Below are 12,076 nucleotides of genomic sequence, written 5' to 3' on the forward strand. Positions count from 1 at the left end.
TCACACCTGTGTAATGATTGCGTAGTCATCAGCGACCCGTTCGAACGTATCGGCGAACCGGACAATCTGGCGTATTTCGTCAGCCTCATCCGGTGGCGCTGCAACTGCAGACGCGCCAATAAGGATATAGTCTCCCTCCCGCGCCGTTGCGTACTCGCTCCATATCGTGTTTTTAACCACGATTTCCTGGCCAATGTCACCGATTTTTGCAGAGAGGCCGCCCTGGTAGTCGCAGAGGATAGCGATCGGCGCTTCCCACCCGTACGGCTGACCTCCGCCGTCGGCATCGCTACCGTCAGCATCGCGTATGCGCCGCCAGATTGTCGCTGTCGCGGTGTAACTCCAATTCGCAACTGAGCTCAAAGCTATTCCCTCCATCGCAGCACAGCGGCGCCTGTGGCCCGTATGCGGGCGCAGTTAATGAACCACTCCCCGTCGCTTTTCACGTACGCCGTCGTTTGCTCGCCCGTGTCGGTCATCACCCACACCCGGGAGAACCTCCGCGGCAGCCGTTGCTGAACTGAAATCCACACCATCACTTACTCCCGCACATGCAGCCGCCTTTGCCGATCCAAATCCCCGCAAAAGCAGGCGTCGCCGTAGGGTCGGCAGGAATCAAGCCGGCAGCGCATCCGTATTTATCCAGGCCGCGAAGGAGGTTTACAGAGGCCTTCCATCGGTCTGAAAATGACTGGTACCGGAAAGAGCGAGACGCTCCGCTGGGCGCTGTCTGGCTGGAAATGTACTTATCTCCACTCCCTAGCCCCATTAGAGCCAGCAAGTAAAGCTGAATGAGCAACGCAGTTGATGTTGGATAATGCGCATCGAGACATTCCTGAATGCTGTTTGCCTGGTCAATGAACGCCTGCAGGACAAAGTCGGGGATCTCGATGCCCTGCCCGCTGAGGGATTCCTTAGCCTGTTCGAGAGTGACCATTATCGACTCCGTGAGAATTAAGCCCCGTTTTCACAGGGCGTAAAAAAACCGCTTTCGCGGCTATTCTTCTTCGCTTTCTGCTTTACGCTTCCGGCTTGTTTTGGCCTCTGGCGTCGCGGGGGTTAAATCCCCTTCACTAATCAGCATTACGTGTGGCTTTAATGAAGGGTGCAACCACTCCATTTCAACCACCTGACCAGCGCTTACGCCATGCCACGGCTTAATGACCTGGTACTTAGCCATGCCATCCCCTTACGCCAGGTTAGCGCCGTAGACAACGCCAGACAGGCCCTGCTCGTCTGCGGTGATTTGCAGCCCTTCAGCAGACATAATCTGGAAGTTGTAGTTAACGTTCGGCAGTGGACGAGGCAGCGGAACAACGCCAACGGCCATGCCAACCAGCGGGGAAATGACGTCCTGACGGCGCACATATGCGATGAACTCGTTTCCGCTGAGGGCGAAGGTAGGACGGACTTCACGAACCGGCGCGAACGGCAGGACAGCCTGCAGGACGGTTCCGCTGACTACACCGTTGACGACATACGGCTGCGCGAGGTTCGCCCAGATTTCCGGGGATACCCACATCACGTCGTACGCTGCAACTTTGTTAGCGCGGGCCAGAGTGCCGAACGCACCTTTACCGAAGAACTCAAACAACTGAGTCATGGTTGCGGTGGTCAGGTCAAGGTTTGCGCCGCCCGCACCAGAGCCCAGGTTAAGCTTTTTGGTGTTGCGGTGGTTCTTGATACCTTGCGCCGGGTAGGACTGCACCTGAATGTTGGCGTCTCCGTTCAGGTAGTAGTTAACGCGCTTCTGGTTGAATTTGCGCATCTTCGCCATCTGCGAATCCAGAACCAGGTCAATGCCGACCGAGTTCATGCCAGCTGCATGGCGCCAGTTAACGCCGTAACCCGCGGTGAATACCGGGATCGGGTCACCATCGCTGGCGTATTCAGTGTGGTCGAAGGAGAACGGCGCCTGGCCGTCAATGCTGACAGAAACATCATCAGCGATATCGCCGACAACGTTATACAGTTTCGCAGTTTTGCCGACAGAAAGGACAGTCTGCACACCGATCAGGTCGTTAACGATTTCAATCCCTACTTCCTGATCGCGCAGCTGCAGCACTTGACGGTCAATCTCAGCCCAGAAGTCGCGAGTAAACCCGCCTACTGCGTTACAGGCCAACATTTCCGGCGTCATAATCGCGCGGTTAGCCGCAATAATGGAATCGTTCTGCAGGTTCCACATATTGCGGTTAGCCCACAGCTCGTTCCAGTGACCAACAAGGCGGGAGTTAGTCGCCAGCGTCTCTTTGGAGAAATACATATCTGGTTATCCTTTTGTTATGCGCCAGCGGCAACGGTACCAACGCGCATACGCACGCGGATGTAATCGGTGGTACTTGCAGCGATGGTGTATTCGTCCTGGCTATAGCCGATCACCGAGTCAGTGTCAGATGTCGCAAGGGTGAATTGACCAGCGGTGCCGAGCTTGATCGGGCTATCTTTCTTATACGCACCCGGCAAGCAGCGCAGAGCAAGTTCGCGGCCTTCTTCTACGTAGTTGCCTACTGCGGAGTCCCCGGACGGGATTGCTTCAGTGATGTTCAGGCCCTGGTGGTAACCGACATCAATGATGTACAGGCGGCCGGTTAGCGCGGTGGCCTGCGCAAACTTTCCAGATGAGTTAATGGTTGCGGCGGTACCAGGAAGCAACGCAGCGGCAGTAGTTCGGGTTTCGGTCTTGTACAGAGACTGACCGTCGATATTAATGCGACGATAACGTGCCATTATTGCGGCTCCTTATTTGAAATGTTCTTCAGCGGTCGGCGCGCCGGTTGTTTTATGCTGCTGACCTGCGTTAGTACCGAGAACTGCAGCTTCACCCAGCGATTTGTACATCGCTTCAAGCGCTTCACCTGTCAGCGCATTCGCAACGATCTCACCGTGAACCTTCGCCACTGCATCACGCTTGGTTTTCTCTTCAGCGCGGGAGTTGGCGGTCAGAGCTTCCGAGAGTTTGTCCTGGTTGACCTGCAGCGCGTCAACTTTATCCGTCAGAGGCTTCAGCGCCTTTTCGGTATTGGTCGCAACAGCCTGGCCAATCATGCTGCCGATTTGTTCCAGTTCTTCTTTGGTTAAAGGCATGTCGCCCTCCGTTTGGTGGTTTGTTGCAGGCTGTTCCTGCGGTGTAAATAATGATTTGAACTTGTTAGCAACGACGGCGACCCACGACTCCTGCCGCTGCACTGCAGTTCCTGTGTCGTCAAAGGTGATTTTCCCACCCTCAGTGGAATAGCCGTAAACCTCAGCCTTGCCGCCGTTGCGGATAACCACCGCCTGAGAATCAGTGAAGTCTGCAATCCATGCGTATTCATCTGATCCCGGCGCAAACTTGGCTTTGGCTGCCCGATCAAGGCGCTGCTCGCGCTCCCGGTAAGATTCACCTACCAGCGCACCAGAGTTTGCTTTCAGCGGCTGCGCCATGTCAGCGTTAACCATCAGGCCAACACCCTGCTCAGGGGTGGCGGCCCCTACCTCGTGTAGGAGAATCGCGTCATGGTCCATGCTGTGGATCTTCGCTACCCACTCGGCTCCGGTAGCGCGCTGCTGTTCATTTGGTTCAAGTTGATCGAGGAATGCCGCCACACTGGTGTGAATGGGTGGGACGTCTTCGCCGCGCTCAATGGCTTCGACTCGTTCAAGCAATTCACGCCCACCCTCTGATTCCTCAGCGCGGGCGACATCAACCCACTTTTCCAGGTAGATGCGATTACCGGACTTCTTAACGTTGCGGTTCCACGCCCCGATGTGACCGGCATTAATCCCCTCAGGGGAGAAAGCGGATACAAACTGGCCGTTAACCTGCGGATGACCGAGCGGTGCCAGGGTGCCTTCAAGCCCCTTATAGTGAGCATCAATTTCTGAAGCGGAATAGAGCCCACCATTCATAACAACGTTGGCTGGCAGCGTGTAGCTGGGAAGCACCAGGTGGTCGCGACCGTTGTAGGTTTCTCGACGGATCGACTGGCTGTTCACCCGGGTAGTGATGTTTACCTGAATAGGCATGAGTTACCCCTTAGACCAGGCATAACCGCGCGCCTGCATCGTTTTATATTCCTGTTTAAGTTTGGTGATGACGTCCGGATACACCGGGTTACCGCTGTCATCAACGAGCACAGACTGTTGGCTGCACTTGCAATTTATGGAATTCGCATCCTTCGCGTACCATTCTCGAACCTCTTCATTTGTGTAGAGATGAGCATGCCGAGCGGCATGATTCCGGCGAGTTGTCGGAGACAGCGCAGAAATGTGAAGCAGTCGGGTTTTCAGGCCGTAGAGTTGCTGAGCTTCGTCGTCCTCGTCCCATTTGGCCCGCCGTAGCGCCGTGGTGACTTCTGTGCGCGCTATGCGGTTGGCCCGCCTTTTCTCTATGCCCACCTGCTCGGTCAGGTTCCGAGCCACCTCTCTCGGGTTAAGCCCACGGCCAACACCATCGGTCAGCACTCGCGCCATATCGCGCTTCACTTCTGCACTCAAGCCTTTCATTTCCTCAAACACACGCGCATGTACCAGAGCCATGCGCTGCTGGTATGGGTCACTTGCGAGGATGGAGGCCAGTGATTCACGCCCGGCGGCATACACCGGCGACTGCTGGCTAAGGTTGTAGAATGACTGTCCTGTACCTTTCTCTGACGCCAAATCGACATACTCGTAAAACCACAGGTCGTACTCATTACCATCCAGCAGCACCTGATCTACCAGATAACTGGCATCATTCAGGATGATGGAGAGTAATGTTGGGTTTAGCTGGTATTCGTACCTGGCGTTTATTGCGAGGGAGGAAGGTATTTTGTCGAGTGCTGATTTGTACGCTTTGCCAATCTTATTCATCCGCCTGGCGAAGTCTTTAATTGCCCGGCGTTCCAGCGCATCGGCTCCGGTCGGGTCCTGATAGTTACGCGGTAGAATCGGCGGCTTCGTCTTCTTCGCTACCATCCTCTTCTCCTAACGGCTCTTCGTCGTCATTTTCGTAACCGGCGGCCGTGCGAATCTCTTCGCGGGTAAACGCAGGATTTTCGCCACTACCCTGCATGGTCTGGTTAACCTCGCCCATTACTTTGGCGTTAGCGAGTTTTTCAGCACCGCTCTGCTCGTTTAGATCATCCCAAATAACAGCTTTCTGGCTCACAGAGTCGATTATCTTCAGGTCAATAAGCTTGTCGCAGAAGTCCTCTATCTCGAATGAGAGATCTACCCGGCGCGCCTGGCAGCGAGAATTGAAATATTTCTGGTCTTCAGTGCTCGACCGTTCTGCCTGCTGGTTGCCAACAAGAATTCGCGTCGGGATATCTACCCCGGCGGCGGCCGTTTGCAGGTTAACGTCATAGGTTGGTGACGGATCGGAAACCGGCGACACCAGAGATGTTACGCTCGCTCCTTGCAGGGAAAGCAGCACGTCATTCCCACGGTTCATCTCGCGCGCGGCTTCGTTAAACCTGTCCTGCAATTCGTCAACGCTGACGTTGTACATCGACGCGAGGCTGCCAAAGTCGATGTCTTTATCGAAGCTGAGCGCTAACTGGCGCGCTGCGTTCTTCAGGAACGACTCACCAGAACCACCTTCAACTTTTTCCAGGCTGACAAAGGCGTTATAGGATGGCTCAAGGAAGCCGATCGCATCATCGGTATAGTCACCAAGGATGAATACCCTGTCAGGGTGGATATTGACGCGGCGGCTCGCACCGTTAGGCAGCCTTTCCGTGTACTGCCACATCTTGGGCAGACCGTAGGTCTTCGAATTAAGGCCGGTATCCCATTCGCCCACGGTGAGAGAGCCAGCCCAGGCAACGGTTATTTTCTCAAGCCCGCGCCCTCTTGTTACCGGTAGATTCCAGTCCTGGTTGTCGCGAACGTGCAGCAGAATGCCGGCATACTTGCCTACCAAACGGCGGCGATCTGCCTCAGCAAACGAGCGCCAGAACCGGTTAGTGAATACCTGTTTCGCCTTCCTTTCCCATGCGGTTTCATCTTCGGTTTCGTCGGCGTCGTCGCCCTCGATAATTTCCGGGTTAGTCTGCCAGCATTTACCGACGAGCTTTTCTACCGCACCATGAGCGATACCACCGCGCCGGTACAGGGAATAGAGATTGTCGTAAGTGATCTGCTCGGGAAAGCCATATTCACACCACGCAGAGCCGCGTTTATTATCAAGCCCCATCGTGGGGTTCAGCATCCCCATACGGGCACGCGCCATCAGCGCATCGTTCAACGCATGGTTGACGGCGAGAGTTAATTTGTCAGTCATGGTTTGTCCGTTGGTTAGCGAAGACGTTTCGGAATCATCATCCCCATAGGCTGCGATCCATTCAGTTCAGTCAGTGCGTAAACCATCGCGTCGAGGCGGTCAGGTGATTTCTTCGCGGTGGCGGGGATGTATTCCATCAACTGGTTCTCCAACACGTAGAGATTGCCGTGATTTGCCACGCGCCCCTGTTCGTATAGCGCAGAGATTGGTTCAGCTCGAGCATATTTCCCTTTACTGGCATGGACACGGATGATGCGACCTTTAAACCCGGCGTTGCGGAGCGTCTCCTCCGCCATATCGCCGCCCTGGTTCGTTTCAATGACTATCGCGTCAGCTTCGTGCTGCTCATAAGCCGATATGGCTTTCTTGGCCCACCCAGCAGGTGAATATTTGCCGCTGTAATCTCCATCCACAGAGAACTGTTTTTTGTCACCGGCACCATATGAACTGGCAACAACAATCCCAGTTTCATCGCTTTCGTCGCTATTAGTTGCCTGTGGGTCAATGGCGACAACTGTTCGAACCTTATCGTGATGAATTTGCAGATCGCGAGCCGCGCTGATCATCACCTCTGTCCACAGGGCTCCTTCAGCATTAAACCTGCGTGGCTTCTGCATATACTGCGCTTCGGCAGTGCGTCTGTGAGAGAACAGAGATACGCGGTGCGATTCGTTATGCTTAAACGGCCATAGCCAGCCATCGGGCAGCCCGTGGTCAATCGGTATAGCGTGGGTGTTTTCTGGGTACTGTGCAGCGTATGGCTGGCTATTGTCGATAATCACCGGCAGATTCAGGTGATGCCATTTTTCGCCACTCCCTCCACGCAACAGATAGCCGCTCAGATCGTGGTAGTGGATACGCTGCATAATCACGATTATCGGCGTAGTTTCGATCGCCAGTCGTGATTTGATTGTCTCGTTAAAGCGGTTGTTGACTCCGTTACGAACGATATCTGAATAAGCATCGTCAGGTTTAACGGGGTCATCAATGATCAGCGCGCCCTGCCATCCCGGCTCCATATGTCCGGCTCGAAATCCTGTAACCTGCCCTGCGGCAGACGACGCATAAACTCCGCCGCCGTGCTCGTTCCACCACATCGCCTTACTGTCGGCATCGTCGCGCAACTCCATCGGCCACATTGCCTGATAGAGCTTTGACTTAATCATACCGCGAGCAGTTGACGAGTTCAGAAGTGCCAGATTGTGCGAGTAGGACAGGTGCATGAAACGGGCGCGCTTATTCAGCGCTAACCCCCGGCCCATCATGTTGATGGTTGCCAGCTCCGTCTTGGTGTAGCCTGGCGGAACGTTGATAACCAGCCGCGTAATCTCGCCACTAATAACCTGGTCGAGCGCGCGCTGTATCGCCAGGTGGTGCGGCGCGATGATCATCTTGCCGCCGGTACGCTGCTTAAAGAAATAGCGGGAGTAGTAGAGCCCGTCCTCTTCACACTCTATCTTGCGGGCAAAGTTCCGCTGCTCAACAGTCGTCATCCTCCAGCATCTCCTGTCGAGCTTTCTTGTATTCGTCCTTCGTCAGGGTGGTCGATTCTATCGGGCCACCATTTGCGCCGGTGTGCTCCACTTTCTGCCTGTTGGTATATGCTTCGCCGACCTCTTTCGCCGCCTGCTCCAGCAGCTGCGCGGTCATGCCGATGTTCTTCATGTTCTCGGCATTCGTCGACATTCGCTGCAGGACGCGCAAACGGTAGGCCTTATTGGCGATTGGGATGTCGGAAATTTCATTGAGGAAGCGGTCGCGGGTGGCGTTGAACATGTCGACCCATTTTTTGGCGAGAGTCTTACCGCTGACCTTTGTCGGGTCGTGAGTTTCGACCTGCTGCCGGGTGATGGCGATACCAAAGTCTTTCTGGACAGCATCGACCACCTGTGAGGGTGTGTCATAGCACGCAAGCATCTGAATGATGTAGGCTTTCACTTCTGGTTTTAGTGCAGCCATGTTTCACCATCCGTCCAGTACAGTCCAATTATTAAGCCAGTTTCAGCATGCACGTCCCGCAAGCCCTGGCAACATCGATATGAGCAACCTCCGCTGGCCTGTTCGCCGCATCTACCATTTCCTGCACGTCTTTGCTGGCGCCGTAACGCCGGACCACACCAACGAACTCTTCGACGTCATGGCCGCGAAGCTTCAGAACCGGCATCCCGGTCTCTTTGTTGAACTTCGGCGCGCCAAAGTCATCGGTTGCCTGTGCGATGTGGTAAAGCTCATGCTCAACCAGTGCGCAGAATTCGACGTCGTTGCATTGCTCGCAGTAGTCGGCAGCCAGGGTTATGATGAACTTCGGTATGCGGGCGAACCATTCATGCATCTGCTGTTCCATGCGAGACTTCTGCCAGCCGCCGGCGCGCATCATTACCTGCTCACACTGACCAAGCACAATGCGGCCACTTTTGGTGAATGCACCTGACGCCCACATAAACGAGATATCAGCGTCAGCGAGTGCATTAGCGAGGTGTTCGTGGTCAGGATTATGGAGCCGGCCTTCATCAGAGAGTATGTGCTGATTTACCCACTCTCCGATTTCAGTAGCCGGGATAATCCGCGTATACGGTAGCCAGTTTTCGCCAATGAAGTTGACGGGAGGGAATGGTCGGCGGTCTTCAACTTCAGCCATACAGAACATTCCTCTGGGTTGTTCGGATACTTACCGGGGAATTGTTTAACCGGTAACTCATGAAACTTACATAAAACTCTGTCAATGGCACTTTACCGGCACCATTTGCAGAAGTTTATAAACGCGACATTGCCACTTCTTCTCAGAGTTGCTCAGTCACTTCTCGTCTTTGCGAGCCGTCAAGATGTGGATCACCTCTTTGGTCGACACCAGATCTATGCTTCTTGTCGGGTAAGCATTATCGAAGCCCTTCGCTGAAGAGCTTCTGTAATGCCTACTGTCGTTCCAGGTGTTCGTAACGTGAAATGGTCTTGCCGTTTGCGTTCATCACGTAGGCCACTTCTCCCTGCTTCAGGAATACGTTCTGGTCCATTCCCGATACGGCAATACTCTGCTGGTTGGGGTTGAAGCCAACGCTCAGTCCACAATGAATTTCTTCACCGCCACCAGGCGACATCACTTTTACTGTTAACATGCTTCTTCTCCTGCTTCTGGTAATAAAAAAGGCCGCCACTGGCGACCTTGGTTTGATTCATGCTAGTTGTCAGGACGTATGACACGCATAACAGCAGTAATAACAGCCATTTGATTGCGAGTAGGTTTTCTTGGCTTCTCTCACTGCCGGAGAGCAAGTTTCAAAAATCCCCAGATACAGCCTGTTTTTCTCTTCTGGCAACCGAGTGCATGAACTCACATGTACTTCGTGATCGCCATTAAACTGCGCATTTTTATTAACGTAATAATACTGTCCCATTGTTATATCCCAGAGTGATGCTGCTGATTGCAGCATCTTCAATCTACGCCCAGGCACTAAGGCAATTAAGACGAATCTCATTTAACTTTGACTAATGTCACTTACCTTTCTGGCAGTTGACTTGGTGCATATTGTCTGCAGTCTGAATTAAGCATAAATCGAACCTGCAGTTCCTATTATCGCTGCAAGTAGAATGAAGGTGACCGCAGTTCTACGCATTAAAACGCCATAAAATGAGATGGCCAACCCTGCGAAAGCAACAATCAAAACTGGCCACATATCGAGTAAGAGAAAAAAATAGCCTTCGAGGGCACTGTCAATTAGCACGTCCATATCACGAATTCCTTTAAGAAAACATCACCCCAGGAATTTTATCACGAACAACTAGCGTGTTAACCGCCAATCAGCAAGCATGAATTTACCTATTATTAGTAGGTTTCGTCAGACAGTTCGCCTGCACTGATTTGTTGTGCGCCAGAATGTCGCGCTTCGTCTGTTTATCCATCACGTCTATATCGTGGTCAGTCAGGTAGATGATCCGCACCCAGCTGCACGCGGTATCAACTACCACCGGGGCGGGTAAATTGTTCGCGCAGCTCGCGATCAACATCGTCATCAGGCATATGGCTAACAGTCTGCTGTACATTGCTGGCCTCTCTGGTGGCTTTCTCTTTCCGTTCTGCTGCGGCAACGCTGGCGGCGGTGTTCGCTTCGATACGCTGCTGATTGGCTTTGGACTCTGCTTTACTGGTTCCACGTGCATGGCCAATGCCGAATGCGCCAGCGATTAAGCCAAGCAGGACGACCACCAGTCCACTGATAAATTCAAGGCTCATTGCGGCTCCTGCTGCTCATCGGCTTTTTCTTTCAGCTTTGGCTGTCTGACGTACTGAGAAAGGATGGCGAGAACTACCAGTGCGGGGCTAATCATCGCCACAACGTTGGGCGGCAGAATACCTTTGATATCCGGCGGCAGCATTGCCCAGGCATGAAGAGCAGCATCCGGGAATGATTGAGCCCATACACCGACCAACGCGCCGGCAGCGCCCAGGCGGACAGACCATGTTTTAAGCAGCAATGGGGCATGCCCAACGAACTCCAGCCGGGTATATTTGCGCAGTAACAACAGAACGAGCAAGGCCACCAGCGCCAGCAGAGCGAAAATAATCATCTTCATAGGCTCACCCGCTCTTTAACCCAGCCGTACAGGAACGCCTCGTTTGCTGGCCTCGCTTCGGCTAGCTCCAGATAGCGAGCACCCTGGCTGCAATTCAGCGCTTTCAGTAATGTGGTTTCGCCATCTTTGCCGCGAACTGCCAGGTAACTTTTCAGGGCGGCGATGGTGATATTGCCGATCGCGCCGTCCGTCTTCAGATCCGGATATAGCTTGCCCTGCATATTCAACGCCGTTAACCAGCGCTGCAGGAATGTACTGGCGACACGCGGCCCCATGTTCACGCCTGTATCACATAACTCCTGCGCAATGGCTGGCGACAACTCGGCGATGCAGTCAAACTTCGGTTCTGTCCAGTATTGCGACAGATAAATTGCTTTGGCTGTATCCCGTGGTAACGCCTTCATATCGCCGCTATAGCCATATGCGCGGGCGGTAGTCTGCGTGATACCCCAGCGCGTTGGGCCGCCTTTATCATTCGGGTTATTTACGTAACCCCCTTCTTTACCGAGGATGCCCTCAATAATCTGATCTGCTGTCATGGCGCCTTAACTCCGGTAATGCGCTCCCAGAAATAGGTCAAAGCAACAGAACCCATTGCCCCGCTAATTCCGGAAGTGGCCAGTATCATGTAAATGCTCAATCCGCTTTCAATGCTCACCAGACCAGCAATAACGCCGGTAAACCCTGAAACCACCATTTGGGCAAGAGCATTGATCAAGCTCCATGTTGCCTTGCTCTGCTTCACATCTATCAGGTAGCGGACAAGTCCACCCCAGCAAGCAATCATCAGCAGAACCAGCCAGGACATCCCGGCAATGCTCTCTTTGTCTTGCATACGTTTAGCCATAGTTACCGCCTCCGATTAAAGATCGGGAAGCTGTGTGTTTGAAAAGGGTCAGGCCCGTCAGGCTGGATTTAACAACGAAGCATGTCGATGATGATTCCTGCGGGACCTGATAATAAAAAAGCCATGCAAATGCATGGCCTTGTGATTTGAATCCGTTATTTACAAAATGTATTCGAGACAGTATCTTTCGACTTCCGGACAAAAAAACATATACCGGGACAAAATCTAAATGTAACTGCCTTGCCTGCATGAAACCATGCGGGCTTTTTTTTGCCCAAAGAAAAAGCCCACCGAAGTGGGCCTTACAGCTATCATCATTTTTTATTAGGTGTGGTGCCGGGTGCCTCCCGGTAAGTCGCCGCCAGTCCACAGACGACTCGCAATGCGCAAAAAAACATATCAGACTGGCAATG

General features: G+C 53.4%; 18 protein-coding genes. All 18 read right to left on the bottom strand.

Annotated features, from left to right (window positions below; genetic code table 11):
- Positions 1 to 363, bottom strand: a complete 363-nt coding sequence (locus BWI76_RS15610) for a hypothetical protein (protein WP_064371839.1) — start codon at positions 361 to 363, stop codon at positions 1 to 3.
- A gap of 172 nt (positions 364 to 535) precedes the next feature.
- Positions 536 to 937, bottom strand: a complete 402-nt coding sequence (locus tag BWI76_RS15620; RefSeq protein ID WP_004136211.1) for a hypothetical protein — start codon at positions 935 to 937, stop codon at positions 536 to 538.
- Between the two features lie 60 nt (positions 938 to 997).
- Positions 998 to 1,180, bottom strand: a complete 183-nt coding sequence (locus BWI76_RS15625) for a hypothetical protein (RefSeq protein ID WP_004136210.1) — start codon at positions 1,178 to 1,180, stop codon at positions 998 to 1,000.
- Positions 1,181 to 1,189: 9 nt separating this feature from the next.
- Positions 1,190 to 2,266 (bottom strand): major capsid protein, encoded by a 1,077-nt coding sequence (locus BWI76_RS15630; RefSeq protein ID WP_004136209.1) that lies wholly within the window; start codon positions 2,264 to 2,266, stop codon positions 1,190 to 1,192.
- A gap of 17 nt (positions 2,267 to 2,283) precedes the next feature.
- Positions 2,284 to 2,730, bottom strand: coding sequence for a hypothetical protein (locus tag BWI76_RS15635; protein ID WP_004136208.1), 447 nt, complete (start codon positions 2,728 to 2,730; stop codon positions 2,284 to 2,286).
- A gap of 12 nt (positions 2,731 to 2,742) precedes the next feature.
- Positions 2,743 to 4,008, bottom strand: coding sequence for a hypothetical protein (locus tag BWI76_RS15640; protein WP_004136207.1), 1,266 nt, complete (start codon positions 4,006 to 4,008; stop codon positions 2,743 to 2,745).
- A 3-nt stretch (positions 4,009 to 4,011) separates the two neighbouring features.
- Positions 4,012 to 4,938, bottom strand: a complete 927-nt coding sequence (locus tag BWI76_RS15645) for a phage minor head protein (RefSeq protein WP_004136206.1) — start codon at positions 4,936 to 4,938, stop codon at positions 4,012 to 4,014.
- Positions 4,898 to 6,247, bottom strand: a complete 1,350-nt coding sequence (locus tag BWI76_RS15650; RefSeq protein WP_004136205.1) for an anti-CBASS protein Acb1 family protein — start codon at positions 6,245 to 6,247, stop codon at positions 4,898 to 4,900. The genes BWI76_RS15645 and BWI76_RS15650 overlap by 41 nt, the downstream gene beginning before the upstream one ends.
- A gap of 14 nt (positions 6,248 to 6,261) precedes the next feature.
- Complete coding sequence (locus BWI76_RS15655; protein ID WP_004136203.1) at positions 6,262 to 7,740, bottom strand: hypothetical protein; 1,479 nt, start codon at positions 7,738 to 7,740, stop codon at positions 6,262 to 6,264.
- The gene (locus tag BWI76_RS15660) at positions 7,727 to 8,206 is read right to left on the bottom strand and encodes a DUF2280 domain-containing protein (protein WP_004136202.1); all 480 of its coding nucleotides are present in this window, start codon (positions 8,204 to 8,206) and stop codon (positions 7,727 to 7,729) included. Before BWI76_RS15660 ends, BWI76_RS15655 begins: the two co-directional genes overlap by 14 nt.
- Before the next feature lie 31 nt (positions 8,207 to 8,237).
- Positions 8,238 to 8,885, bottom strand: a complete 648-nt coding sequence (locus BWI76_RS15665; RefSeq protein ID WP_004136201.1) for a putative metallopeptidase — start codon at positions 8,883 to 8,885, stop codon at positions 8,238 to 8,240.
- Between the two features lie 274 nt (positions 8,886 to 9,159).
- Positions 9,160 to 9,360: a hypothetical protein gene (locus BWI76_RS15670; RefSeq protein WP_004136199.1), complete on the bottom strand. Its 201-nt coding sequence runs from the start codon at positions 9,358 to 9,360 to the stop codon at positions 9,160 to 9,162.
- A gap of 426 nt (positions 9,361 to 9,786) precedes the next feature.
- On the bottom strand, positions 9,787 to 9,972 hold the full coding sequence (locus BWI76_RS15680; protein ID WP_004136197.1) for a hypothetical protein: 186 nt from the start codon (positions 9,970 to 9,972) through the stop codon (positions 9,787 to 9,789).
- Positions 9,973 to 10,057: 85 nt separating this feature from the next.
- Positions 10,058 to 10,249: a hypothetical protein gene (locus BWI76_RS28540; protein WP_074168745.1), complete on the bottom strand. Its 192-nt coding sequence runs from the start codon at positions 10,247 to 10,249 to the stop codon at positions 10,058 to 10,060.
- On the bottom strand, positions 10,200 to 10,475 hold the full coding sequence (locus BWI76_RS15690) for a hypothetical protein (RefSeq protein ID WP_004136193.1): 276 nt from the start codon (positions 10,473 to 10,475) through the stop codon (positions 10,200 to 10,202). Before BWI76_RS15690 ends, BWI76_RS28540 begins: the two co-directional genes overlap by 50 nt.
- Complete coding sequence (locus BWI76_RS15695; protein WP_004136191.1) at positions 10,472 to 10,816, bottom strand: hypothetical protein; 345 nt, start codon at positions 10,814 to 10,816, stop codon at positions 10,472 to 10,474. Before BWI76_RS15695 ends, BWI76_RS15690 begins: the two co-directional genes overlap by 4 nt.
- A complete protein-coding gene (locus BWI76_RS15700) occupies positions 10,813 to 11,355 on the bottom strand; it encodes a glycoside hydrolase family 108 protein (protein ID WP_004136189.1) in 543 nt (180 codons plus the stop codon). The genes BWI76_RS15695 and BWI76_RS15700 overlap by 4 nt, the downstream gene beginning before the upstream one ends.
- Positions 11,352 to 11,651, bottom strand: coding sequence for a phage holin family protein (locus BWI76_RS15705; protein ID WP_139153343.1), 300 nt, complete (start codon positions 11,649 to 11,651; stop codon positions 11,352 to 11,354). The genes BWI76_RS15700 and BWI76_RS15705 overlap by 4 nt, the downstream gene beginning before the upstream one ends.
- Positions 11,652 to 12,076: the final 425 nt, after the last annotated feature.

Origin of the sequence: Klebsiella sp. M5al, assembly GCF_002090195.1 — a bacterium.
Lineage (GTDB): Bacteria > Pseudomonadota > Gammaproteobacteria > Enterobacterales > Enterobacteriaceae > Klebsiella > Klebsiella grimontii.